25 protein-coding genes are annotated in these 22,572 nt (G+C 71.8%); 15 read left to right on the forward strand and 10 right to left on the reverse strand.

The features are described 5' to 3' along the window. Positions 1 to 174 precede the first annotated feature (174 nt). Both G6045_RS25950 and G6045_RS25955 read left to right on the forward strand, forming a co-directional pair. A complete protein-coding gene (locus G6045_RS25950) occupies positions 175 to 495 on the forward strand; it encodes a DMT family transporter (protein ID WP_165334515.1) in 321 nt (106 codons plus the stop codon). 46 nt (positions 496 to 541) lie between these two features. Beyond that, positions 542 to 1,129, forward strand: a complete 588-nt coding sequence (locus G6045_RS25955; RefSeq protein WP_165334516.1) for a TetR/AcrR family transcriptional regulator — start codon at positions 542 to 544, stop codon at positions 1,127 to 1,129. On the opposite strand, the gene G6045_RS25960 is transcribed toward G6045_RS25955, so the two are convergent. After that, complete coding sequence (locus G6045_RS25960) at positions 1,102 to 2,013, reverse strand: winged helix-turn-helix transcriptional regulator (protein ID WP_165334517.1); 912 nt, start codon at positions 2,011 to 2,013, stop codon at positions 1,102 to 1,104. The two genes, G6045_RS25955 and G6045_RS25960, sit on opposite strands and share 28 nt — an antisense overlap. A 135-nt stretch (positions 2,014 to 2,148) precedes the next feature. On the opposite strand from G6045_RS25960, the gene G6045_RS25965 reads away from it, so the two are divergent. From G6045_RS25965 to dapD, 4 genes are all read left to right on the forward strand, one after another. Continuing rightward, complete coding sequence (locus G6045_RS25965) at positions 2,149 to 3,408, forward strand: MFS transporter (RefSeq protein ID WP_408056364.1); 1,260 nt, start codon at positions 2,149 to 2,151, stop codon at positions 3,406 to 3,408. Then, positions 3,405 to 3,998 carry an RNA polymerase sigma factor gene (locus G6045_RS25970; protein ID WP_165334519.1) on the forward strand — a complete coding sequence of 198 codons (594 nt, stop codon included), beginning with the start codon at positions 3,405 to 3,407 and terminating at the stop codon, positions 3,996 to 3,998. Before G6045_RS25965 ends, G6045_RS25970 begins: the two co-directional genes overlap by 4 nt. Next, a complete protein-coding gene (locus G6045_RS25975) occupies positions 3,998 to 4,960 on the forward strand; it encodes a hypothetical protein (RefSeq protein ID WP_165334520.1) in 963 nt (320 codons plus the stop codon). Before G6045_RS25970 ends, G6045_RS25975 begins: the two co-directional genes overlap by 1 nt. A 208-nt stretch (positions 4,961 to 5,168) precedes the next feature. Next, positions 5,169 to 6,161, forward strand: coding sequence for a 2,3,4,5-tetrahydropyridine-2,6-dicarboxylate N-succinyltransferase (gene dapD, locus G6045_RS25980; protein ID WP_165334521.1), 993 nt, complete (start codon positions 5,169 to 5,171; stop codon positions 6,159 to 6,161). A 183-nt stretch (positions 6,162 to 6,344) separates the two neighbouring features. Here the strand turns inward: dapD and G6045_RS25985 are convergent, their stop codons facing one another. The 3 genes from G6045_RS25985 to yczE form a co-directional block, all read right to left on the reverse strand. After that, positions 6,345 to 7,289, reverse strand: coding sequence for a tetratricopeptide repeat protein (locus tag G6045_RS25985; protein ID WP_165334522.1), 945 nt, complete (start codon positions 7,287 to 7,289; stop codon positions 6,345 to 6,347). A 67-nt stretch (positions 7,290 to 7,356) separates the two neighbouring features. Beyond that, on the reverse strand, positions 7,357 to 7,920 hold the full coding sequence (locus G6045_RS25990; RefSeq protein WP_165334523.1) for an NADPH-dependent FMN reductase: 564 nt from the start codon (positions 7,918 to 7,920) through the stop codon (positions 7,357 to 7,359). Positions 7,921 to 7,930: 10 nt separating this feature from the next. Then, complete coding sequence (gene yczE, locus G6045_RS25995) at positions 7,931 to 8,530, reverse strand: membrane protein YczE (RefSeq protein ID WP_165334524.1); 600 nt, start codon at positions 8,528 to 8,530, stop codon at positions 7,931 to 7,933. Positions 8,531 to 8,625: 95 nt separating this feature from the next. On the opposite strand from yczE, the gene G6045_RS26000 reads away from it, so the two are divergent. The 5 genes from G6045_RS26000 (at position 8,626) to G6045_RS26020 (ending at position 12,996) form a co-directional block, all read left to right on the forward strand. Next, a complete protein-coding gene (locus tag G6045_RS26000) occupies positions 8,626 to 9,114 on the forward strand; it encodes a MarR family winged helix-turn-helix transcriptional regulator (protein WP_165334525.1) in 489 nt (162 codons plus the stop codon). Between the two features lie 93 nt (positions 9,115 to 9,207). After that, on the forward strand, positions 9,208 to 9,960 hold the full coding sequence (locus tag G6045_RS26005; protein ID WP_165334526.1) for a response regulator transcription factor: 753 nt from the start codon (positions 9,208 to 9,210) through the stop codon (positions 9,958 to 9,960). Beyond that, positions 9,953 to 11,074, forward strand: coding sequence for a sensor histidine kinase (locus G6045_RS26010; RefSeq protein ID WP_165334527.1), 1,122 nt, complete (start codon positions 9,953 to 9,955; stop codon positions 11,072 to 11,074). Before G6045_RS26005 ends, G6045_RS26010 begins: the two co-directional genes overlap by 8 nt. Before the next feature lie 135 nt (positions 11,075 to 11,209). Continuing rightward, on the forward strand, positions 11,210 to 11,767 hold the full coding sequence (locus G6045_RS26015) for a SigE family RNA polymerase sigma factor (protein ID WP_235968307.1): 558 nt from the start codon (positions 11,210 to 11,212) through the stop codon (positions 11,765 to 11,767). Between the two features lie 2 nt (positions 11,768 to 11,769). Further along, positions 11,770 to 12,996, forward strand: a complete 1,227-nt coding sequence (locus G6045_RS26020; protein WP_206344185.1) for a WD40 repeat domain-containing protein — start codon at positions 11,770 to 11,772, stop codon at positions 12,994 to 12,996. 7 nt (positions 12,997 to 13,003) lie between these two features. On the opposite strand, the gene dapA is transcribed toward G6045_RS26020, so the two are convergent. From dapA to G6045_RS26035, 3 genes are all read right to left on the reverse strand, one after another. Further along, the gene (dapA, locus tag G6045_RS26025; RefSeq protein ID WP_165334530.1) at positions 13,004 to 13,897 is read right to left on the reverse strand and encodes a 4-hydroxy-tetrahydrodipicolinate synthase; all 894 of its coding nucleotides are present in this window, start codon (positions 13,895 to 13,897) and stop codon (positions 13,004 to 13,006) included. 171 nt (positions 13,898 to 14,068) lie between these two features. Next, positions 14,069 to 14,776, reverse strand: coding sequence for a DUF3618 domain-containing protein (locus G6045_RS26030; RefSeq protein WP_165334531.1), 708 nt, complete (start codon positions 14,774 to 14,776; stop codon positions 14,069 to 14,071). Further along, entirely contained in the window at positions 14,773 to 15,201 is a 429-nt protein-coding gene (locus tag G6045_RS26035) for a phage holin family protein (RefSeq protein ID WP_165334532.1), read from the reverse strand. The genes G6045_RS26030 and G6045_RS26035 overlap by 4 nt, the downstream gene beginning before the upstream one ends. Positions 15,202 to 15,546: 345 nt before the next feature. Between G6045_RS26035 and G6045_RS26040 the strand changes: the two genes are divergently transcribed. Then, positions 15,547 to 16,281 carry an SDR family NAD(P)-dependent oxidoreductase gene (locus tag G6045_RS26040; RefSeq protein WP_165334533.1) on the forward strand — a complete coding sequence of 245 codons (735 nt, stop codon included), beginning with the start codon at positions 15,547 to 15,549 and terminating at the stop codon, positions 16,279 to 16,281. An 18-nt stretch (positions 16,282 to 16,299) separates the two neighbouring features. Here G6045_RS26040 and G6045_RS26045 read toward each other — a convergent pair whose 3' ends face one another. Next, positions 16,300 to 16,746 (reverse strand): GNAT family N-acetyltransferase, encoded by a 447-nt coding sequence (locus tag G6045_RS26045; protein WP_165334534.1) that lies wholly within the window; start codon positions 16,744 to 16,746, stop codon positions 16,300 to 16,302. Between the two features lie 67 nt (positions 16,747 to 16,813). Here G6045_RS26045 and G6045_RS41605 point away from each other — a divergent pair, with 67 nt between their 5' ends. Then, positions 16,814 to 17,386, forward strand: a complete 573-nt coding sequence (locus G6045_RS41605; RefSeq protein ID WP_235968308.1) for a hypothetical protein — start codon at positions 16,814 to 16,816, stop codon at positions 17,384 to 17,386. Beyond that, the gene (locus G6045_RS41610) at positions 17,317 to 18,036 is read left to right on the forward strand and encodes a hypothetical protein (RefSeq protein ID WP_235968309.1); all 720 of its coding nucleotides are present in this window, start codon (positions 17,317 to 17,319) and stop codon (positions 18,034 to 18,036) included. Before G6045_RS41605 ends, G6045_RS41610 begins: the two co-directional genes overlap by 70 nt. A gap of 85 nt (positions 18,037 to 18,121) precedes the next feature. Here G6045_RS41610 and G6045_RS26055 read toward each other — a convergent pair whose 3' ends face one another. Both G6045_RS26055 and G6045_RS26060 read right to left on the reverse strand, forming a co-directional pair. Then, on the reverse strand, positions 18,122 to 18,829 hold the full coding sequence (locus G6045_RS26055; protein WP_165334535.1) for an antibiotic biosynthesis monooxygenase: 708 nt from the start codon (positions 18,827 to 18,829) through the stop codon (positions 18,122 to 18,124). A 105-nt stretch (positions 18,830 to 18,934) separates the two neighbouring features. Next, entirely contained in the window at positions 18,935 to 20,767 is a 1,833-nt protein-coding gene (locus tag G6045_RS26060) for an endonuclease/exonuclease/phosphatase family protein (protein WP_165334536.1), read from the reverse strand. 277 nt (positions 20,768 to 21,044) lie between these two features. Here G6045_RS26060 and G6045_RS26065 point away from each other — a divergent pair, with 277 nt between their 5' ends. Next, positions 21,045 to 22,490 (forward strand): hypothetical protein, encoded by a 1,446-nt coding sequence (locus G6045_RS26065; RefSeq protein ID WP_165334537.1) that lies wholly within the window; start codon positions 21,045 to 21,047, stop codon positions 22,488 to 22,490. The last annotated feature ends 82 nt before the right edge of the window (positions 22,491 to 22,572 follow it).

Below are 22,572 nucleotides of genomic sequence, written 5' to 3' on the forward strand. Positions count from 1 at the left end.
GTACGGGGCCAGGGGCGCCCAGCCGGGGTGCGACACGTCCTTCTCCAGGGCTCGTCCGGTCAACCGGCCCATCCTCGCGGCGGGTCCGCGGCCCCGGACAGGGCCCAACGGCCCGCTCAAGGTCCCGTGCGCGGTTATGTACACCCGTACGCAACGTTGCGTACACTCGTACACATGGGATACGGACTGCTGGCCGCGGCGATCGCGGCGGAGGTGGCCGGCACCACGGCCATGAAGTACAGCGAGGGCTTCACCAAGCTCTGGCCGTCGCTGGCCACGGTCGCCGGCTATCTGCTCGCCTTCTCACTGCTCGCGCAGACGCTCAAGACGATGCAGGTCGGTACGGCCTATGCGATCTGGGCGGGCGTCGGCACCGCGGCCGTCGCCGTCATCGGCATGCTCTTCCTCGGGGAGTCCGCCAGCCTGGCCAAGCTCGCCGGGATCGTCCTGGTCATCGGCGGTGTGGTGCTGCTCAATCTCGGCGGGGCACACTGATGGGGCGCCGGGGCACACTGATGGCCCGCGGGAACGGGGTGCGCTGATGGCCCGCAGATACGACCCCGACCGGCGCCAGCGGATCATCGACGCCGCGATCCGCGTCGTGGGGAAGAAGGGCATCGGCGGGCTCAGCCACCGCTCCGTCGCGGCCGAGGCCGACGTGCCGCTCGGCTCCACCACGTATCACTTCAAGACCCTCGACGATCTGATGGTCGCCGCGCTGCGCCAGGCCAACGAGGGCTTCGGCAAGGCGGTGCGCGAACGTGCGTCGCTGCTCGCGCCGGATGCCGATCTGGCCGCGGAGCTGGCCCAGTTGACGGGGGAGTGGCTCGGCGGCGACCGCACCGGCGTCGAACTCGAATACGAGCTGTATCTCGCCGCGCTGCGCCGCCCCGCGCTGCGGCCCGTCGCGGCCGAGTGGTGCGCCTCGGTCGAGGAGATCCTCGTCCGCCGCGTGGACCGGGTCACGGCGCGGGCGGTCGTCGCGCTGCTCGACGGGATCTGCCTGCAAGTGCTCCTGACGGGTGGGGAGTTCGACGAGGCCTATACGCGGGAGATGCTGCGGAGGATGCTGCGTGAGAGCAGCGGCCCCGGTCGTGAAGGTCAGTCGCCGAGGCGTACGGGCAGCTGACCAGCCTGCCGCTCCCGTACGGCGTCGAGTGCCGCGGCCACGCTCGCCGCGATGTCCGTGACCGGATAGAAGACCTCGCGGATCACCCGCTCGCGGTCGATCACCAGCGTCAGCCGCTTGAGGCGGCTCACCCCGGCCGCGCGGAAGGTCGGAAGGCGCAGGGCCGCCGCGAGCGCCAGGTCGGCGTCCGAGAGCAGCGGGAAGCGCAGCCGCTCCTTCTCGGCGAACGCGCGCTGTTCGTCGGGGCGTTGGGTCGAGACGCCGTGCACCGAGGCGCCGGCCGCGGTGAACTCGGCGAGCTGGTCGCGGTACGTACACGATTCGAGGGTGCAGCCGGGGGCGCCCGGGATGCCGGACCAGCCCGGCGGATAGGACTCGCTGCGGGCGTACGCGCCGGGGAAGCAGTACAGGACCGTGAACGGTGTCCGGTCGGACACCGGATCGCGCACCTCACCGTCGCTGCCGATGAGGTGGACGTCATCCGGTACGCGGGTGCCGCGCAGTGCGTGGATCCGTGCGGCTTCGCGTGAGGTGTCGGTGGCCGTGGCCATCAGTTCCCCTTCTCCGAGCACCCAGGTGTCTCCCCAGTCCTGGAGTGCGATCAGCACCGGCAGCAGGCCGCGGCCGCGGGGCGTGAGGCGGTACTCATGGCGCACCGGGCGCTCCTGGTACGGGACCTTCTCCAGGACGCCCGCGTCGACGAGGAGCTTCAGGCGTTCGGCGAGCACCTTGCGGGACATGCCGAGTTCGCGCTGGAGCTCCTCGAAGCGGTGGGCGCCGCGTGCGGAGTCGCGGACGATCAGGAGCGTCCACCAGTCGCCGACCACGTCCAGTGCCTGGGCGATGGCGCACTCGGCGTCACCGAGGCTTGTCCTGCGTGCCATGGCCGTCCTTTCGCGGTGCCCTGTGCGGCGCCTTCGCGGTGTCCCGTGCGGCGCCCTTCGTGCTGCCCGGCTCCCGTTGACCTGCCGCTCATTATGCTGCCATAGTCAGTTCCCAAAAAGAACTGACTCGTTGGGGTGGGTGCGTTGCGTATAGGTGGGGTGGTGCCGCGGGCCGTATGGCTGCTTGCGGCGGGAGTGTTCGTCAATGCGCTCGTGAGCTTCACGTTCGTCTATGTCTTCCTGTATCTGACCGGCCCGCGCGGCCTGCCCGTCACCGAAGCGGGCCTGATCAGCGGGCTCGGCGGCCTGGGCGTGGTCGCGGGGAACTTCACCGGCGGCTGGTACGGGGACCGCTTCGGCCACCGGCGCGTTCTCCTGGTCGCGGCCGTGTCCGCCGGTCTCCTGCTCGCCGTACTGCCGCTGCTGCCCGTCACCGCCCTCTACCTCGCGCTGCCGCTCGCCGAGTACGCGACGGGGGTGGTCCGTGCCGCGAACTCGGCGCTGGTCGCGGTCCTCGTTCCGGAAGGCGGGCGCCGGCAGGCCTTCGCCGTGATCCGGGCCGCGTCCAACGGCGGGTTCACCATCGGACCGCCGCTCGGGGCGCTCGTCGCCACCTCCATCTCGTACGACTGGCTGTTCGTCGCGGACGGGATCGGCACGCTGGTCTTCGCCTGCTGGACCGCCCGGATGGTGCCGGCCCGGGGTGCCACCAAGGCTCCCGCGGCCCGCGGCTCCGGCAAGTTGTGGCCCGAACTGCGCGCCAGGCCCGGGGTGTTGGTGCTGCTCGGCGCGATCCTGGTCGTCGACCTCGTCTACCGGCAGCAGTACACGACCTTCCCCGTCCATCTCGCCGAGCACGGCATGGACGCCCGGGTGTACGGCTGGATGATCGCCATCAACGGCGGGCTGATCCTGCTGTTCGAACTCCCCGTCGCGCTCGCCCTGAAGAGCCGCCCGCCCCTGCGCATCGTCGGCTGCGGTCTGCTCCTCGTCGGCGCGGGGTACGCGATGCTGATCCCGGGGACGGTGCTCGCCTCGGCGATCGCCGCGATGACCCTGCTCACCCTCGGCGAGATCCTCTACAAGACCACCGCCACCGCCTATGTCGCCGACCAGGCGCCCGAGCATGTGCAGGGCCGTTTCCAGAGCCTGTATGCGGGCGTCTCGGTCAGCGGTACGGTCCTTGCCGCGCCCCTCGGCGGCGCGGTGCTCGGTGCCGCGCCCGGACTGCTGTGGCCGCTGTGTGCGGTCCTGGCGGTGGGCGCGGGGTGTGCGGTGCTGCTCGCGGGCCGGCCGCGTGAACTGCCTTCGGACCGGCCGCGTGAACTGCCTTCTGCGCTGCGGGTAACAGGGGGTGAGCACACCCGAGCAGTTCGGCAGGGGGAGGCCACGTGAACAGAGCGATCGCGCTCGAGGGCGATGCGGAGGTGGTCCACCGCTCGCTGGCGCAGCCGGAGTTGTTCGCCCTGCTCTACGACCGGTACGCGCCCGACATCCATCGCTATGCGGCCCGTCGCCTCGGCGACGGCGCCGCGGACGATCTGACGGCGGAGACCTTCCTCGCCGCGTTCCGTACGCGCTCCCGCTACGACCTGTCGCGGGAGAACGCACGGCCCTGGCTGTACGGCATCGCGGCGAATCTGATCGGCAAGCAACGGCGCGCGGAGATACGGGGTCTGCGCGCCCTTGCCCGTACCGGTACCGATCCGGTGGCCGAGTCCTGGGTGGACCGGGCCGACAGCCGGGTCGTGGCGCAGTCGGCCCATGCACCCCTGGCGGGCGCGCTGGCCGGGCTCTCGGCCGGTGACCGGCATGTCCTGCTGCTCGTCGCCTGGGCGGACCTTTCCTATCCGGAGGTCGCCGAAGCCCTGGACATCCCGCTCGGGACGGTGCGCTCGCGGCTCAACCGGGCGCGGCGCAAGGTGCGCAGCGCGCTCGGTGCGGATCCGGCATTCGTCGTGGACACCTCGGAGGTGGCGCAGTGATGGACGAGATGACGAAGGTGCGTGAACTGCGGTCCGAAGCGCCCACGCCCGACCGGGCGCGGCTCGCACAGGGCCGGATGCGGCTCGTCGACGCGGCGGAGGGCGGTGGCTCCGCGTGGCGGATGGCACGGCTGCGGCGCGACTGGCGCCTCGCCGCGGCCGGGGCGGCGCTGGCGGTGGCGGCCTCGGCGGTGATCGCCGTGAACGTGGCGGACTCGTCGGGCGGGTCCGACCCCGGACCTCGGCCGGCGGCGAGCCAGACGGCGCGGCCGGGGACGGCGCAGGAGTTCCTGGAGGCGGCGGCGCGGGCGGCCGAGTCGGTCAAGGGGGCGGAGCCGCGGGAGGACCAGTGGTACTACACGAAGCACATCGGAGCCTCTGTCGAGCGCGACACGGGTGAGCTGGGGAAGTCGACGACGGACGAGGACTGGTTCACGGCCGGGTCCCAGAAGGGCGAGGAGAGCGACTGGACTCGCTACTACGCTCTGTTGAAGGGTCTGCCGGACGACCCGGAAGGGATCGTGAAGGCGTACCAGAAGGCGTATCCGAACCAGTTCGACATGCTGGACCCGAAGAAGCCGGCGGACGTCTTCTACATCGCCCAGGCACTGGCGCGCTCGCCGATCACGCCTCTGGAGGGCGAGGGCCAGGCCAAGCTGTACCGGGCGCTGGCGAAGCTGCCGGGGATCGGGCTCGTCGACCGTCCGGTGACCGACGCGGCCGGCCGCGAGACCGTGGGGATCACGCTGAAGCCGGGGCCCGATGACCGGTACCGCAACGAGATGCTGATGCTGCCCGACACGTATCAGGTGGTGGGAAGCCGGATGGTCGTGGCCCGTGACTTCACGGACAACAACGAGGAGACCGCGTTCTTCCCGGGGACGTGGAAGGCCGGTGACGTGATGACCACCAGCGCCGACCTGGTCCTGACGTTCGTCGACGAGAAGAACGCCAGGCCCTGAGGTTCGTCGACGAGAAGAACGCCAGGCCCTGAGGTTCTCGGGCCCCTGACGTCCAGGGGCCCGACAGCCGGACCAGTGCCGTACGCCCGCACCCGGGGGGATGCGGGCGTACGGCACGCCCTCGTGCGGACACGGGCAGGCGGGGGAACCCGGCCCGCACCCTGAGACCGGTTCGCTTCCGTCGCCGCGAGCCGGTTAAGTTTTGCCCATGACCGACACCACCACTGCCCCCCGTACCACCGGTGCCGTAGCCGCGGGACTGGCCACGCTGGCCGCCGACGGCACCGTTCTCGACACCTGGTTCCCCGCCCCCGAGCTCAGCGACGCTCCCGGCCCGGCCGGCACCGAGCGGCTGAGCGCCGAGCGTGCCGTCGAGCTGCTCGGCGAGGGTGCCGCGAAGGCCATCCGCAAGGACGACCGCCGGGGCGTGGAGATCGTCGCCGTCCGTACCGTCATCGCGTCCCTGGACGACAAGCCGCTGGACGCGCACGACGCGTACCTGCGGCTGCACCTGCTCAGCCACACGCTGGTCAAGCCGAACGAGCAGAGCCTCGACGGCCTGTTCGGCCTCCTCGCCAACGTGGCCTGGACCTCGCTCGGCCCGGTCCCGGTCGACTCGCTCGAGACGGTCCGCCTGAACGCCCGCGCCGAGGGCCTGCACCTCGTCGTGCACGGTGTCGACAAGTTCCCGCGGATGACGGACTACGTGGCGCCCAAGGGCGTCCGTATCGCCGACGCCGGCCGTGTCCGCCTCGGTGCGCACCTCGCCGCGGGTACCACCGTGATGCACGAGGGCTTCGTGAACTTCAACGCCGGCACGCTCGGTACGTCGATGGTCGAGGGCCGTATCTCGCAGGGCGTCGTCGTCGGCGACGGCTCGGACATCGGCGGCGGCGCCTCCACCATGGGCACCCTGTCCGGAGGCGGCACCCAGCGCGTCGCCATCGGCCGGCGTTCCCTGGTCGGCGCCGAGGCGGGCGTCGGCATCGCGCTGGGCGACGAGTGCGTGGTCGAGGCCGGCCTCTACGTCACGGCGGGCACCCGCGTCACGATGCCCGACGGCCAGATCGTCAAGGCCCGCGAGCTCTCCGGCGCCTCGAACATCCTCTTCCGCCGCAACTCGGTCACGGGCGCGGTCGAGGCCCGCCCGAACAACGCGGTGTGGGGCGGCCTGAACGACGTGCTGCACAGCAACAACTGACCACGTGGGGCGGCCACTTGCTGCCCTGCTGTCGATCAGCGTCGAGCGCCCTTCCGGCCCCAGGTGGCCCGGGAGGGCGCTCGTGCGTGCGGGCCGGCAGAACTGCGGTGGGCCGATGACGGTCCGGCCGATCACCACGATCAGCGGGTGAAGATCGATTTTTGTGCGGGCTTGCGGAGTCGGTCAGGGGCTGTTCAGCGTGTGCAGGAGGTCGTGTGCCTCCTGGGTGCGTCTGTGTGCGGGGCCCAGTACGCGGGTGATGGAGGTGAGTGCCGCACGGGCCTCGTGTGCCGCCTCTGTGCGTCGGTCGAGGCCCAAGTAGGCCTGCGCGCGGGCGAGTTCGGGGGCGCCTGTCTCGGCGAAGGGCAGTGGGAGCGGCAGTGCCGTGAGTTCGGTGAGCGCCTCCGCGTGGCGCCCCTGTCCGTTGAGTGTGGCGACCAGGGTGAGGCGCAGGGCCGCGGCGCATCGTACGTCGTCCGGTGTCCGCGGCCGCCGCCTGAGCAGCCCTTCGCGTGCGACCGACTCGCCCTCCGAGTGCCGGGACTGGCCCGACAGGGCCTTGGCAAGGGCGTCCCGGGCGCTCAGCGAGACGGGGCGGGACCTCGGGTCCCTGCCGCGGTCGGCGAGAGCGATCAGCTCCCGGGCCTCCAGCTCGGCCTCCTCGTACCGCAGGAGGTCACAGAGAATCGTGGCTCGCTCGCAGCGGGCCTTGAGCGTCAGTGAGTGCTCGGCGCCGCGGATCCGGACGATGTGGGGCAGGAGCTCGTCCATCTCCTCGAGCGCCTGTGCGTGGCCGCCCTGCGCGCTCATGGCGAGCGGGGCGATGACCAGTGCGCGCAGCGCCCACTCGTCACCGGGTATATGGGCGCGGTCGGCGGCGAGTTCCCGCAGGGTCGCCTCGCTCTCCGCGTAGCGGCCGCAGTAGTAGAGGGCTGCGCCGTGGCCGACCCAGGCTGCCGCAGTGAGCCGGTGCTGCTGGCCCAAGGCCGTACGGGACTCGTCCAGCGCCTTGCGCAGCGCCGCTTCGGCGGACTCCGCGGTGTGCTTCTCCAGGAGTGCGATCGCCTGGAGAACCTCGCGCGCGATGTCGTCGGACGGGGCCTTGCGCCACCTGGTCAGGAGTCCCATGCGGGGAGGCTAACCCGCGGGTTCGCCTGTGTATGCGGAAGGGGTGCCCTGCGTTTGCCGTCCCGGTTCAGGCCGCCACCCGTGCTTCCAGCAGGCCGGCCACCGAGCAGAGCACCGCGTTCGTCTCGGCGGCGAGGGTGGGGGTGGGGTGGAACCGGCCGTCAGGGTCTACGTGTTGGTCGATCGCCGGGATCGAGAGGGTGTGCGGGGCGGGGCGCAGGCCCACGCGGGCGAGGACGGGGTGGAGCATCTCGATGGCCGGGGCCCCGCCCGAGGTGCCGGCGCTGTAGCTGATCAGGCCCACCGGCTTGTCGCGCCACTCCGCGTACAGGAAGTCGATCGCGTTCTTGAGCGGGGCGGTGAAGCCGCCGTTGTACATCGGCAGGACGAAGACGAAGCAGTCCGCCGCCGAGACGGTCGCGCTCCAGGCCTTGGTGTGTTCGTGGACGTACACGCCGTCGGCGGGCAGGCCCGGTTCGTCGAAGAAGGGCAGGCCCACCTCGCCGAGGTCGACGAGCGTGGAGGCGAACTGCCCCTGGGCGGTGGCGAGTTCGGTGACCCAGCGAGCCAGCGGTCGTCCGGCCGAGGTCGGTCGGGTGCTCGCGGAGAGGATCTGTAGACGGCGGGTCATGGCGGATTCCTTACGAGGTGGCGGCCCGGGGAGCGCGGGCGGTTGCGGTGAACGTGAGTCGGCGCAGGGCGAGTTGGGTCAGGGGGCCGATCGCGGCGGCGAAGAGCACGGTGCCCGGGCCGACGGTGCCGCCGAGCAGCCAGCCGACGGCGAGTACGGACGCCTCGATCGCGGTGCGTGCGCGACGGATCGAGATGCCGCGGGCGGCGAGCCCCGTCATCAGGCCGTCCCGCGGCCCCGGGCCGAGTCCGGCGCCGACGTAGAGCCCGGTCGCGAGGGCGTTGAGGAGGATGCCGGCGGCAAGGACACCGCCGCGTACCCACGGATCGTGGAGATCGGGCAGGGCGGCCAGGGCGGCGTCCGCGACCAGGCCGACGACCAGGACGTTGGCGAGGGTTCCGACGCCGGGACGCACCTTGAGCGGGATCCAGGCGAGCAGCACGAGGACGCCGACGCCGTTGACGACCCAGCCGAACGGCAGCCCCGTCGCCTGGGCGACTCCCTGATGCAGCACATCCCAGGACGGGACGCCGAGTTCGGCCGCGACCATGAGCGCGATGCTCACGCCGAAGAGGACGAGTCCGGAGCTGAGGCGGAGTGCGGCAGCCATGACCCTCTCCAAGTGATTGACGTGTCATCTATGTCCCGAGATGAAGGTAGCCCCGGGTAGGTGACGTGTCAATCAGATGCGGTACGGTGAGTGGCATGACAGGGCAGGAACCTCAGTGGCTCACCGACCGCGAGCAGCGCGCCTGGCAGGCGTACCGGCGGATGTTTCTGCTGCTCAACGCGCAGATCTCGCGCGACCTCCAGCACGACAGCAAGCTCTCCGACCCCGACTACGACGTGCTGTCCAACCTGGGCGCGGCCCCGGACCGCCGCCGACGGGTGAGCGAGCTGGCCGACCGTATGCTCTGGTCGCGCAGCCGCCTCTCGCATCACCTGGCCCGGATGGAACAGCGCGGCCTGGTCGTACGGGAAGGGGTCGCGACGGACGGGCGCGGCGCCGTCGTGGCCCTGACGGATCAGGGGATGCGCACCCTCGACGCGGCAGCACCCGCCCATGTCGCCTCGGTGCGGCGGCACTTCATCGATCTGCTCAGCCCCGCCCAGTTGGACGTCCTGGCCGAGCTGGGGGAGACGGTCGTGGAGCGTCTGGCTTCCGGCCCGACGTCCGCGCCCGGTACGGACTGACGGCCGGCTGCGGGATCTTACGGAACGCGGACGTCGCTCCCCGCCGACGCCCTCTCCGTGCCCCCCGCACCGCGGCGGTGCGAAGCTGGCGCCATGCACCGCGAAGGTGAGGGCACACCCTCTCAGGAGCCGGCCGTCGCACCACCGGCCCGCGTACTCGTCGTCGACGACGATCCGACCGTGGCCGAGGTCGTGGCCGGCTATCTCGACCGCGCCGGCTATCTCGTCGAACGGTTCGCCGACGGGCCCTCCGCCCTGCGCGCTGCCGGGGAACGGCCGCCCGATCTGGTCGTGCTCGATCTGATGCTGCCCGGCATGGACGGCCTCGAGGTCTGCCGCCGCCTGCGCGAACGCGCCCCCGTCCCGGTGATCATGCTCACCGCGCGCGGCGACGAGGACGACCGCATCCTCGGCCTCGAAATGGGCGCCGACGACTACGTCACCAAGCCCTTCAGCCCCCGCGAACTGGTGCTGCGCGTCGACTCCGTGCTGCGCCGCGCACGGCTGCCCCGGCGCGGCGAGTCCTCCGTTCTCTCGTACGCGGGCATCACCCTCGATCCGTCGGGCCGCCGCGCCACCAAGGACGGCCGCGAACTCGCCCTCACCCTGCGGGAGTTCGACCTCCTCTCCTATCTGCTCAGGCATCCCGGCGAGGCCTGCAGCAGGGAGCGGCTTATGCGCGAGGTGTGGGGCTGGGAGTTCGGCGATCTGTCGACCGTGACGGTTCATGTGCGGCGGCTGCGCGGCAAGATCGAGGACGATCCGGCGCGGCCCCGGCTGATCCGGACGGTCTGGGGCGTCGGCTACCGCTTCGAAGAGGCGAAGGAAGCGGCGTCCGATGCGTGAGGTGCTGCTCATCGCCCTGTACGCGGCCTGCGGCGCCGCGGCCGCCGGAGTGCTCGGCGCCACGGCGCTGCGCCTGCTGCGCCACCGGTCCGTCGCCGTGTCCCTCACCGTCGTCGCCGCCACGGCCGTGACCGCGATGCTGGCCGGGACGCTCGCGGTGGCCTGGGCGATGTTCCTGTCGCCGCATGACCTGACCGTGGTGACCCTCGTCATCGTCATGGCCGCCGTGGTCTCGTTCGCGACCGCGCTGCTGCTCGGCCGCTGGGTGGTGGCCCGCTCCCGCGAACTCGCCCGGGCCGCCCGCTCGTTCGGCGACGGCGGCAGCTTCGCGGCGCCCGGCGCCTCGGCCACCGCCGAACTGGACGCCCTGAGCCGCGAACTGGCCGCCACCAGCGCCAGACTCGCCGCCTCACGCGAGCGCGAACGCGCCCTGGAGTCCTCGAGACGCGAACTCGTCGCCTGGATCTCGCACGATCTGCGCACCCCGCTCGCCGGACTGCGCGCCATGGCGGAGGCGCTCGAGGACGGGATGGCCGCCGAGCCCGAGCGTTACTTCCGGCAGATCCGCACCGAGGTCGAGCGGCTCAACGGCATGGTCGGCGATCTCTTCGAGCTCTCCCGTATCCACGCGGGCGCCCTCCAGCTCACCCGCACCCGGATGTCCGTCTACGACCTCGTGGGCGACGCCCTGGCCGGCGCCGATCCGCTCGCCCGCGAGCACGGGGTCCGGCTGATCGGCGAGCGGGTCGACGAAGTGCCGGTCGAGGTCGACGGCAAGGAGATGACCCGCGTCCTGGCCAACCTCCTGGTCAACGCGATCCGCCGGACCCCCGCCGACGGCACGGTGGCGGTCGCCGCCGAGCGCGGCGAGGACGGCGCGGTGGTGCTCTCGGTCACCGACGGCTGCGGGGGCATCCCCGAGGAGGATCTGCCGCGCGTCTTCGACACCGGCTGGCGCGGCACCGCCGCCCGCACCCCGCCCGCTGGTGCGGGCCTGGGGCTCGCCATCGTGCGCGGCATCGTGGAGGCCCACCGGGGCAGCGCCGAGGTGCACAACGTGACGGGCGGCTGCTGCTTCCAGGTGCGGCTGCCGGTTGATCCGGTCGCGCCCTGACCCCGAAGACAAAAGGGGCACGTCATCGGTCCGTGAGAATGGTGCGGACCACAGGCATAGCAGGGGGCGGCCGCAGGCGTCACCAGGAGCAGCAGACCTCCAGGGCCCGGGGGTCCAGGAGAGATGAAGGTGACGATGAGTGCCCGTGATGCGGGATATGAGGACAGTTTCCGTCTGTTCGTGGAGAGCCGGTCCGCCGCGCTGCTGCGGACCGCGGTGCTGCTGAGCGGAGGCGATCGGCATGCCGCCGAGGACCTCTTGCAGAACGCCCTGGTCAAAGCGCTGGGGCGGTGGCACAGGATCGATGAGCCGGAGGCGTATGTCCGGCAGGTCCTGTACCGGCAGCAGATCGGACGCTGGCGCCTGAAGTGGCGCCGGCGTGAGGTGAGCGTCTCCGTACCGCCCGAGGCCAAGGCGGCCGAGGACGGGGCGGCGGCCGCCGACCTGCGCGTGGTGCTGCGCGCGGCCCTCGGCCGGCTGACCGCACGGCAGCGGACGGTGCTCGTGCTGCGCTACTTCGAGGATCTGCCCGAGGCGGAGGTCGCCTCGCTCCTCGGCTGCTCGGTCGGCACGGTGCGTTCGACGACGCACCGCTCGCTGGCCAGGCTGCGCACCCTCGCTCCCGAACTCGCCGCGCTCGCACCCGAAGTGGACGAACCCGTGCACCCCCGGCCTGTGGAGGTAGGACCGTGAAGATGGACGACATGGTGCGTTCGGCGCTCCGTGACATGGCGGAGGAGACCGGGCCGCCGACCGGTGACCTGGCGGGGCGCGTGGTCGCCGCACGGCGCCGGCGCAGAACCCGGACGGTCGTGGGCGCGGCGCTCGCGACCACGGCCGCGGTGATCGCCTCGGTGCTCGCGGTGCCGGCGCTCGGCGGGGACGACACCCCGCAGCTCGCGAGCCAGACCCGGACCGATGATGTCGTGGCGCACCCGAAGCAGTCGCCGCCGCGGGAGCTCATCGCCGCGGGGCGGACCGCGCTCGCCGCCTACGCGATCACCGAGAACGTCAAGGCACCGCAGGACAGCCGGATTCGCCGCAAGACGTGGTACCTCCTCGACCAGGAGTCCGGAAAGTACGTCAAGACGGACAAGTGGTCCGTCGTGGATGTCGCCCCCGGCATGCGCACCGCCGTGGTCCTCGAACAGCAGCTGCCCACGCGGCGGATCGGGCTGCTCGACCTGCTGACCGGTGAGATCGAGCGCTGGATCCCGGTCGAACAGGGCGTCGCGGGCGTCGAGTTCTCGCCCGACGGCCGGAAGGTGGTCGCCACGACCTACAGCGAGAACCCCGACCGGCTGTTCAAGCTCGACTACGACCTGAACGCCGACGGAAAGCTGAACGACTACGACTGGGACAAGAACACGTCCTACCGGACCGGCTTCTATGTGCTCGACGTCGACTCCGGGGAAGGCTCCTGGAGCGAGGTCCCCGTCCGGCACGACGAGCACGGGATGGTGGAGGTCAACCTCCGCCAGGACTTCGCCTTCACCGATTCCGGGAAGCTGGTGTACTCGGGCCTGATGGTCGAGCCCGGCAACCGCTACTACGACTTCGCGGGCAAGGAGACCTCCGCCCCCGCGAACGAGAAGCACCTGGACTGGTCCGTCGAGGCGCGCCTTTCGCCCAACGGCAAGCTGGCCGCGGGCGGTTTCGCGGGCGGCGCGAGGACCACCGCGTCCGAGATCATCGACCCGTACACCGGAAAGCGGCTGCACAAGACCCGCGGTCAGCAGCTGCTCGCCTGGGCCGACGACAACCGGCTGATCGCCTGGGACATCGCTCCCGATACGGGGGAGTTCCGGCAGCAGCTCGTCATGGTCACCATCGGCAGCGACAAGGTGGTTCCGCTGAGCGGATTCCTCAAGGGCACGGACGGGTCCTCCGGCCGCTGGAGCCCGGTGTTCACCACCCGCTGACCGCCGTTCACCACCCGCCGACCGCAACGGCTTCGTACGCCGTGCGCAGCCCGCGGACCCGCTCCGGGTCCGCGGGCCGCAGCGGTCCGCGGACCGGGCCCGCCGGCAGGCCGAGTTCGGCGAGCAGGGCCTTCGCGGTGACGGTGCCCGGCAGGCCGTCCGCCATCACGCGTTCGACGAGGGGGAGCACGTGCTGGTGGGCGGCCGTCGCGCGTGCGGTGTCGCCCTCGTCGTACGCGTCGAGGAGGGAGCGCAGCAGCCGGGGTGCCACGTTCGCGACCGTCGAGACGAAGCCGGCGCCGCCCACCGCGTACAGCGGGAGGATCCACTCCTCGCAGCCCGCGTAGTACGCGAGAGAGGTCGCGGAGATCACCTTCGAGCTGCCGAGCACGTCGTACGCGCAGTCCTTGACCGCCACGATCCGCTCATGCCCGGCGAGGCGGATCATGGTGTCCGGCTCGATCCGGGTGCCGGTGCGGCCGGGGATGTCGTACAGCATCACGGGCAGCCCGGTGGCGTCGGCGACCTCGAGGAAATGGGCTTCGAGCGCGTCCTGCGGCGGGCGGCTGTAGTACGGGGACACCACCAACAGGCCGTCCGCGCCCGCCTGTTCGGCCTCGCGGGCCAGGCGGAGGGTGTGCCGGGTGTCCGCGGTGCCGACACCCGCGACGATCGTGCCGCGGTCGCCGATCGCCTCGCGTACGGCCCGGATGAGGGCGGACTTCTCCGCGTCGGACGTGGTGGGGGATTCGCCGGTCGTGCCGGAGAGGACGAGCCCGTCGCACCCCTCGCCGACGAGATGCGCGGCGAGCTTCTGCGCGCCGTCCAGGTCGAGGGCGCCCGTCGCGTCGAAGGGCGTGATCATCGCGCAGAGGGCGCGGCCGAAAGGGGAGGTCGTCATGGCATGAGTGTCGGTGGACTCACCGTGAAGCTCCACTTAAATCTGCTTCAAGGTGAGGGCTAGGGATGCTTAGAGGTGGGGGGCGAGGTGCCCGGGGTGCGGGGCGCGAGGTGCCCGGAGTGAGCGGGGCGCGACCCGTGCGGTGGGCCGCGCCCCTTCCCTCACCCGGGCTCAATGGCCGCGCCTCGTACGGCCATTGCGCCGCCGGCGCATGACGCCGGCCGCGAGGAGGGCGCCCGCACCCACGGCCAGGAGCGGCCGGGGGTGACGCCGTCCGGTCTTGGCCACTGTGGCGGCCACGTCGAGCACCGGCTGCGGGGTGCTCTCCTGCACGCGGTGCGCGGTGCCGGAGGCGCGGCCCTGCACCTGTGCGGTGGCGTCCTTCAGCCGCCCGCCGGCCTGCGCCGCCTTCACCATCGCCTGGTCCTTGATCTCCGCCGCCTGGTGCACGGCCTGGGTCTTCAGCTCGCCGGCCTGGTGCCTGGCCTCGGCCGCCTTGCCCATCGCCCCGGCCGCCGCGCCCTTGGCCTGGGTCTTCGTTCCGCTCGTCTTTCCGCGGGCGCGGGCCTTCGTGCCGGCGGCCTTGTCCTGCAGTCCGTGGGCCTTGTCCTTCATGCGTGCCGTCCTCTCCGTCATGCGCGTCCTTGCCCGTGCCACCCGCTGCCGTGCCCGGCCCTTCACATCGGCCTTGGCCGCCAACTCCTCGACGGTGGCGCCGAGTTCGCTCCGCGTCTGCTCGATCCGCCCGCGCAGCTGCTCGGGCGTCTGCGCGGAGGTGTCCTCGGCCTTCGCGGTGTGTGCAGGCGTGTCCTCGGCCTTCGCGGTGTGTGCAGGCGTGTCCTGGGCCTTCGCGGTGTGCGCAGGTGTGTCCTCGGTCATCGCGCCGCCCTCTCCTTGATCTCCGCCACGTCGGCCCGGACGCTGTCGAGCGCCTTCTCGGGCATGGGGGGTGTCGCCCGGCCGAGCCGCTTGCGGCCCGCGGCCGCCAGGGCCCCGGCGATCAGGAACAGCACGCCGCACACGATCAACGCACTGGCCCAGACGGGCAGTTCGAGGGAGAGTGCGGCCACCGCCGCGGCGGCGAGCACCATGAGACCGATGTACGCGACCGCTCCGGCCGCACCGAGCAGCCCGCCGCCGCGCCCGGCCTGTTTGCCCTTCTCGGTCAACTCGGCCCGGGCGAGCTGCATTTCCTGTCGTACGAGCGTGGAGAGCTGCTCCGAGGCACGGCTGACGAGCTCGCCCACCGAAGGGTGTTCATCGCTTGCCGTGTCCGGCTTCTGCCGGTTGCCTGGCCCGCTCACGTATCCCGCCTCCCAAACTGTCGGGACCGCTCCGGGTACCCGCCGGGGAGTGCTCTATCCCCGGGGTCCGCGCTGGATTCGGGCCAATTGCGTCCTGCCGGGCGTGCACGCAGTGGACGCCGCAGTCGCAGCCGCGGTGCGGCGCGCGGTGGCGGCCGTGGACGCACGCGGCCTCGTCGGGCACGCCGTGCGGGAGCGCGGCACCGAGGTGCCCGCCGGCTCATCCGGCGGGAACCTCGACCGGCGCCCCGGCGCCCCGGCGCCCTCCCGGCTCCCGCCCCCGGCAGCCGCGTGGCATGATCGTGCAGGGCGCGGCAGAGCCGAACAGAGAAGGCGCTGCAGCACATGAGCACAGAACAGCGGGTGGCCCTGGTCACCGGTTCGTCATCGGGGATCGGCGCGGCGACCGCGCGCCGCCTGGCCGCCGCGGGCGTCCGGGTCGTGGTCAACTCGGCCCGGTCCGTCGACGCGGGCAAGGCACTCGCGGCCGAACTGCCGGACGCGGTCTACGTCCAGGCCGATGTGGCCGAGGACCCCGAGGGTCTGGTCGAGTCCGCCGTGGCGGCGTACGGCCGTCTCGACATCCTCGTCAACAACGCCGGCACGACCCGCTTCATCGACCACGCCGACTTCGCCGCCGCGAGCCCCGAGGTGTGGCGCGAGATCCACGAGGTCAATGTGATCGGCGTCTGGCGCACCATCACCGCCGCCGTCCCGCATCTGCGCGCCCACGGCCGCGGCAGCGTCGTCAACGTCTCCTCGCAGGCCGGGATCCACGCGAACGGCAGCTCCATCCCGTACGCGGTGAGCAAGGCGGCCCTCAACCACATGACGCGGCTGCTCGCCAAGCAGCTCGGCCCGGAGATCCGGGTCAACGCGGTCGCCCCCGGCATGATCGCCACACCGTGGTACGAGGGGCAGGACGGCGTCGACGAGGCGATGCGGCAGGTGGCCGAACGCCTGCCGCTGCGCCGGGTCGGCACCGCCGAGGACATCGCCGAGACGATCACCGACCTCGCCAACGCCTCGTACATCACGGGCGAGGTGGTCATGGTGGACGGCGGCGGGCATCTGCTCTGACCATGGGGGACCCCGGGGTCAGAGGGGCAGCTTGAAGCCCTCGTGGCTGCGGGCGAACCCGAGGCGCTCGTAGAAGCGGTGGGCGGCGCCCCGGCGCTTGTTGCTGGTCAGCTGCATCAGCCCGCAGCCCCGCGCCCGGGCCCGCTCGATCGCGAGCTTCATCAGCTCCGCGCCGAGGCCGCCGCCCCTGCGGTCCGCCCGCACCCGCACCGCCTCGACGAGCGCCCGCTCCCGTCCGCCCTGGCCGAGCCCCGGGATGTACGTGAGCTGGGCGCAGCCCAGGACGAGTCCGGCGTCGTCCACGAGCACGAGCATCTCGTTGCGCGGATCCGCTTCGATGGCCGCGAACGCGCGCTCGTGCGCCTCGTCGACCACGACGGACGCGGGGTCCGTGATCCGGTCCTCGTCGGCGAGCAGGGCGAGGACGGCGGTCAGTTCGGCACGGGCGGCGGGACGCAGGAGCATGGCGCGAGTCTCGCACGGGGCGCGAAATCGTTTGCGGGGCGTCCGTGGGCCCGGGAACCTTGCCCGTATGAGCAACGCATTGCAGGAAGCGCGCAAGCTGTTGGACGAAGGTGATATTCCCGGAACCGTACGACAGTTGCGCTCGGCGGTGGACCAGGCCGAGCTGCACGAGATCGCCACAGTGGTACGCAAGCTCTCCGAGACGGCCGGCTTCGACGATCTGGCCGCCGCCGCGAAGAAGCTGGCCAAGCGGCCCGGCCAGGCGCAGGCCCTCTTCGACTTCGGGTACGGCTGCGTCGAGCGCGGGGTGTCCTTCCTCGCCATCCCCGCCCTGCGCGAGGCACTGCGCCTCGCGCCCAGCACCCCCGTGATCCTCACCGAGTTGGTGTCCGCGCTGGAGGACGAACACCGGCATGCGGAGGCGGTACAGGTGCTGGCCGAGCGCGACACGGCGCTGCGGCCGTGGCCGGACCGGTATCTCCTGGTCCACAACGCCCTCCTTGCCGGGGATCTCGCCCAGGCCGACGCCCAGCTGGCCCGGCTGCCCGAGCCCGACGACGAGCGCTGGGTGTGGCCGCTCCGCGCGATCCGAAGGACCTGCGGGGCTGGCAGTTCGCGGTGCACGGCGCCTGTCTGCTGACGCTCTCGCCGTGGGGGTACGAGGCGGGCATGACCGGCCGCTGGGCCTACACCCAGGACTCGTACGACCGGATTCTGCACGGGCTCGAACGGCTCGGAACCGTGCTGCGCACCGCCGCCGTCGCACCGGCCTCGGTGTCGCTGCTGCCCGACCGCTCCTCGCGGATTCTGGGCTTGGCGGCCGCGCGCCACTTCGGCCTGCCCGCCGTCGAGTTCGACCCCGCCCGCACGGACACGCTCGTCGTGGCGTACGACATGAACGACAGCGACCAGGACCTGCTGTCCGCGCTGCGGGAGCGTGCGCGGGGACAGATCCTGTTCGAGCACGCGACCAGCTGGACCGACCCGCCCGTCGTTCCGGCCGATGTGAGCACTCTGCTCGCGCAGGTGAACATCGCGCCCTGGGCCGAGACGCTGCGGGTGGTGGAGGGCGAGACCGAGCGCGTACCGGCCGATGAACGGCCGGCCGAGGAGCTCGCGGCCGAGATCCTCGGCGCCGGTGCGTACGACGACGAGGGTGACGGTGAAACGCCGGCCGATCCGGAGGAGACGCTGACGGCGTTCGTGACCGCGACCGCCTCGGTGTGGCGGACCGGGACCCGGGACCGGGTCGACTCGCCCGGTCCCGTGCCCAGTTCGCGGTTCCGCTGACCCTCGGCGGGTGGTGAGCCCCTGCGTGCGCCCAGCCTCGGCCGCCGTGAGCCTCACCCCGCTGAGCCTCATCCCGCGCTGAGCCTCACCCCGCGCTCAGGCTCACCGCCGGCAGCCACCGGCGTACCCCGCCCCCGACGACCCCGGGAAAGCTGTGCACCCGCTGCCACTCCGGAGTGGAGGAACCGACGCCGTTGCCGGGGGCCGCGAGGGCGTCGATGTGGTCCTCGACGCTCGTCCACTGGGCGAAGTTGAGGACCTTCGTCCCGTCGAAGCTGGTGTGGAAGTGGCCCGAGAGCCCGCCCGGGTGCGGGGCGGGGTCCGAGCCCAGGGCCTCGAAGACCGTGTCGATCCAGGCCCGTTGACGCGCGGGATCCGGACCGTCGAACTCGACCTCCACCGTCACGATCGCCCCGGGCACCCGGTCCGGATCCCGTGAAGCTCCCCGGTACAGCTCGTACTTGTCGAGCCGCAGCCGCTGGATGCCCGGCACCGCGTCGTCGATCTCGGAGTTGCGCTCCGTGCGGTGCCGGGCCACGAAGGCGTCGTAGTCCGACAGTTCGCGCCACTGCGAGAGATGCAGCAGCGACTCGCCGTCCGTGCCCTTGAACACGCTGTAGGAGACCGGCCCGTCGGCAGGCCAGGGCCGGCTCTGCTGTCCTGTCCACGTATTCGTGATCGCCGCGACCGCCGCGTCCTGCCGCTCGGGCGTGCCCACGTTCCAGGTGCTCGCGAGCACGGCGCCCACGCCCGGTCGGTCCAGATTCGGAACGGTGTCGATACGCAAGGTCATGGCGATCCTCCGGTTCGTCGTGCCGAGTCGGCGATCACCATCCTGAAAGTTGAAGTCCTGTTGAGGTCAAGGGCTGTCCGTGGTCAGGGCGCGACCGGCCCGTGCCTACGGCTCGAAACGCAGCACCTGCGGGTCGTGGTCGCTGTTCTGCTCGGCGAACTCCGCGTTGATGTGCACGCTGTCGTAGGCGTAGTCGTCGATCGACGGGCTCGTCAGGATCTGGTCGAGGACCTGCGAATTGCCCTGGAAGACATACGAGTAGCGCTCGGCGCGCGGCAGCGACGTGATGGCCGCCTCCAGAGCGCCGTCGGCGGTGAGCGCCTTGGTCGTCTCGGAGAACTCGAAGTCGTTGATGTCGCCGACGACCAGGACGTCCGCGTTGCGCTGGACCTTGAGCAGATCCTTCACGAAACCGTTCACCGCCTGCGCCTGCTGCAGCCGCTTCGCCTCCGAGGAGCGCACCGGCGGCTGGTGGTGGGAGACCAGGGACTCGTCGCCGCCCTTGGAACCGAAGTGGTTGGCGATCACGAAGACGGTGCGCCCGCGGAAGGTGAACTCGCCGGCGAGCGGCTTGCGGCTGTCCGCCCAGGCCGGGTTGGCCGGATCGATACGGCCGGGGGAGAGGGTCAGGGCCGCGCGGCCCTTCTCCCGTACGACCGAAGTCGCCGTGGTCGCGTCGCCGCCCGGCCGGTCCGTGAAGGACACCCGGTCCGGGTTGTAGAGGAAGACCTGACGGATGTTGCCGCCCGGCTCGCCGCCGTCCTTCTTGTCCTCGGGGTCGATCGAGCGCCACTCGTACGCCGGACCGCCCGCGGCCTTGATGGCCTCGGTGAACTTGGCGAGGGTCTGGCCCGCCGACACCGTGCCGTCGTTGGTCGCGCCGTTGTCGTCCTGGATCTCCTCGAGGGCGAGGATGTCGGGGCTCGCGAGGTTCTCCACGACCGCCTGCGCGAGCGCGTCGAACTTCGCCTGCGGGTCCTTCGGGTCCAGGTTCTCCACGTTGTACGTGGCCACGGCCAGCTCGTCGCGGTCCTGGCGGCGTGTGCGCTCGCGCTCCAGGTCCCGGTCCTCGACGGTGCCGAGCGTCCGGGCGGTCAGGGTGTAGCCGCCGAACTGGTTGAAGTCCAGGGGGCCTTCCGTACGGCCCGTGAGGCGGTCGCCGACATCGGCCTTCGGGAAGGGCGACTGGGCGATCGGGGCCAGCTGCTGGATCTGGATCCGGCCGGTGTTCTGCGAGGTGTACGAGCCGTAGCGGGCGCCGCCGCGGTTCGTCGGGTTCTCCCAGGGCTTCACGGTCACCCACAGCTCGGAGTACGGGTCCGTGGCGCCGACGACGCGGGAGGTGCCGATCGCGACGTTCATGCCCTCGAGGGACTCGTAGTAGTCGAGTGCGTACGAACGCGGGTGCAGCGGGAGCTTGTTGATGCTGTTGCCGTCCGCGGGGTCACCCTCGGGGGTGTACCGGTGCGGGACCTGCCACCCGTTGATGACCTGCGCCTCGGGCAGCGGGTTGCCGGACGAGACCACGGTGACCGTGGGCTTGGTTATCTGCGTGAGGGACTGGTTGCCGGAGCTCGCACCGCCCGGGACGTACTCGGTGACCGTGCCGGACACCCGTACCGCGTCGCCCGGCTGGACGGTGGGCACCGAGCCCGTGTAGACGAAGACGCCCTCGCTGGTCGCGGGGTCGGCGTCCGGGCTCGGGTCCTGGATCCAGAAACCGCGCGAGCCGTATGTACGGACGCCGGTGACGATCCCCTCGACCTCGCTGACCTGCTGGCCTGCCAGCGGCGAGAGACGGGTCGTGCCCTGGATGTCATGGACGGAGACCGGGGCGGCCTGCGCGCTCCCCGCGGTGAGCAGACCGGCGGCGAGGGCGATGGCGACGACGGTGGCGGTTCTCGGGAACGGGTGCGGGCGGGCGGTGCGAGCGGGCATCAGATCACTCCGGATGAGGGTGAGAGCGGTGCGACGACAGGGTGTTGCTGCAGGTGGTGCCGAAGCCGGTACCGAGTGCGGTGCGACGGGCGCTATGCGCGTAGACCATGCAGAGATCTACGCGCGTCAATCTCTTGCGTGCGCACGGGAGTTGTCAAGGCTCCGGGGGTGTACAGCTCCTGACGGGTCCATGAACCAGCCGGTCTGGGGTGAAATCCGTCTACTCTGGGGGCCGCCCGCCGTTGCCCACGGGGACCTGTACGAGGAGAGCCAGCCCATGAGCCCGACGCCCGACCGCACCACCCTGCCGCCGGCGCGCCTCGCCCCCGAGGCGGAGCTCGCCCGCGCCGCGCTGGCCGCACCGCTGCTCGCGCGTGCGGTACGGCTCGCCCGCTGGGCCGGGCCCGAGACCCGGGTCGGCGCGGGCGGCGAGCTGGTCGACGAGCAGCTGCCGGCGGCGGCGGAACTGCTCGGGTACGCGGCGGACGACGAGGACGGCCCCGCGTACGCCAGCGAGGCCTGGCGGGTGGCCGTCGACACCGGCCTGGTCGAGGTCACGGACGGCGACGAGGAGTCGGACGGTACGGTCGTCGCCGGCGAGGACCTTGCGCTGCTCACCTCGGGCGGGCCCGCCGAGATCCTCGCCCTGTGGCAGACCGCCCTCGACACGGTGCTCGCGGACGCGAGCGTGCCCGACCTCGACGATCTGGTGGACGCGCTCAGCGAGGGCGGCGAGATCGACCTCGACGCCCTGGGCTTCGACCCCGAGGCCGAGGCGGAGTTCCTCGACGGGGTGCTCGGCAATCTCTATCTGCTCACCGTCAGCGAGGACGGTCCGGGCGACGAGCCGGTGCCGCTGCCGGCCCTGGCCGCGTCCATGATCGTGCCGGATGACATGGGCGAGCCGACCGACGACATCCTGGAGCAGGTCTCGGACGCGATGATGCGGCTCGACGACCAGTTCCGGCTGCTCGAACCGATCGGGTTGGTCGAATTCCAGCCGGTGGACGAGGAGTTGATGGCGGAGGCCGGTGACGAGGTCGCCGAGGTTCCCGAGGACGAGGACATCAGCCGGTACGGGCTGGTCCGGCTGACGCCGCTCGGCCTGTACGGCATCCGGTCGCGGATGCAGGAGGCGGGCGTGGACGCGCCGGCCGTCGGCGACCTGGCGGACAAGGGCGCGGACGTCCTGCTCGACGCGACGGCCCAGTTCCCGCAGTCCTCGGCCCAGGCGGAGACCGAGCTGTGGCTCGCCGGACGTGAACCGGTCGCGGCGGCACGGGAGTTGCTCGCGGCGGCCCGCGGCTCCGACGAGGACGGCCCGCTGCGGCGGCTGCGCTGCCAGCAGGCGCTCTCGCTGACGGGTCCGTCCGCCGAGCCGGCGTTGCGGGATGTGCTCGGGGACCCGGAACTGGGCGGTCTCGCCCGGGTCTGGCTGACCGAGCACGGCTTCTCCGGCGTTCCGGCGCCCGATCCGGCCATGATCTTCTGGCTGACCATCGACACTCTGGCCGCGCAGCTGGCGGCGGAGGGCAACTCGGAGGAACTCCAGGGCCTGGTCGAGGGGTTGGCCTCCCAGCATGCCGGGTTCTTCGACACGGCCTGGCGGGTGGACCACCCGGCGACGGCTGACGTCCTGGAGGCGATGGGGCGGCTGCACCCGGACAAGCGGGTGGCCAAGGAGGCTCGTAAGGCGGCGTTCAAGGCGCGGTCGCGGGCGTAGGTCGGGTCGGCGGTCGGGGTTCTGCTTCGTTGCCGGGTGCGGGTTCGTAGCGCCTGCGGCGGGCTTTCTCCCCGCCCCGCCC

The sequence above is a fragment of the Streptomyces mesophilus genome (genome assembly GCF_011044995.1).
Taxonomy (GTDB): domain Bacteria; phylum Actinomycetota; class Actinomycetes; order Streptomycetales; family Streptomycetaceae; genus Streptomyces; species Streptomyces mesophilus.

Coding starts and splice junctions, on each gene's coding strand:
- G6045_RS25950 (WP_165334515.1), top strand. CDS start 175: ATGGGATACGGACTGCTGGCCGCGGCGATCGCGGCGGAGGTGGCCGGC.
- G6045_RS25955 (WP_165334516.1), top strand. CDS start 542: ATGGCCCGCAGATACGACCCCGACCGGCGCCAGCGGATCATCGACGCC.
- G6045_RS25960 (WP_165334517.1), bottom strand. CDS start 2,013: ATGGCACGCAGGACAAGCCTCGGTGACGCCGAGTGCGCCATCGCCCAG.
- G6045_RS25975 (WP_165334520.1), top strand. CDS start 3,998: ATGGACGAGATGACGAAGGTGCGTGAACTGCGGTCCGAAGCGCCCACG.
- dapD (WP_165334521.1), top strand. CDS start 5,169: ATGACCGACACCACCACTGCCCCCCGTACCACCGGTGCCGTAGCCGCG.
- G6045_RS25985 (WP_165334522.1), bottom strand. CDS start 7,289: ATGGGACTCCTGACCAGGTGGCGCAAGGCCCCGTCCGACGACATCGCG.
- G6045_RS25990 (WP_165334523.1), bottom strand. CDS start 7,920: ATGACCCGCCGTCTACAGATCCTCTCCGCGAGCACCCGACCGACCTCG.
- yczE (WP_165334524.1), bottom strand. CDS start 8,530: ATGGCTGCCGCACTCCGCCTCAGCTCCGGACTCGTCCTCTTCGGCGTG.
- G6045_RS26000 (WP_165334525.1), top strand. CDS start 8,626: ATGACAGGGCAGGAACCTCAGTGGCTCACCGACCGCGAGCAGCGCGCC.
- G6045_RS26005 (WP_165334526.1), top strand. CDS start 9,208: ATGCACCGCGAAGGTGAGGGCACACCCTCTCAGGAGCCGGCCGTCGCA.
- G6045_RS26010 (WP_165334527.1), top strand. CDS start 9,953: ATGCGTGAGGTGCTGCTCATCGCCCTGTACGCGGCCTGCGGCGCCGCG.
- G6045_RS26015 (WP_235968307.1), top strand. CDS start 11,210: ATGAGTGCCCGTGATGCGGGATATGAGGACAGTTTCCGTCTGTTCGTG.
- G6045_RS26020 (WP_206344185.1), top strand. CDS start 11,770: ATGGACGACATGGTGCGTTCGGCGCTCCGTGACATGGCGGAGGAGACC.
- dapA (WP_165334530.1), bottom strand. CDS start 13,897: ATGACGACCTCCCCTTTCGGCCGCGCCCTCTGCGCGATGATCACGCCC.
- G6045_RS26030 (WP_165334531.1), bottom strand. CDS start 14,776: ATGACCGAGGACACACCTGCGCACACCGCGAAGGCCCAGGACACGCCT.
- G6045_RS26040 (WP_165334533.1), top strand. CDS start 15,547: ATGAGCACAGAACAGCGGGTGGCCCTGGTCACCGGTTCGTCATCGGGG.
- G6045_RS26045 (WP_165334534.1), bottom strand. CDS start 16,746: ATGCTCCTGCGTCCCGCCGCCCGTGCCGAACTGACCGCCGTCCTCGCC.
- G6045_RS41605 (WP_235968308.1), top strand. CDS start 16,814: ATGAGCAACGCATTGCAGGAAGCGCGCAAGCTGTTGGACGAAGGTGAT.
- G6045_RS26055 (WP_165334535.1), bottom strand. CDS start 18,829: ATGACCTTGCGTATCGACACCGTTCCGAATCTGGACCGACCGGGCGTG.
- G6045_RS26060 (WP_165334536.1), bottom strand. CDS start 20,767: ATGCCCGCTCGCACCGCCCGCCCGCACCCGTTCCCGAGAACCGCCACC.
- G6045_RS26065 (WP_165334537.1), top strand. CDS start 21,045: ATGAGCCCGACGCCCGACCGCACCACCCTGCCGCCGGCGCGCCTCGCC.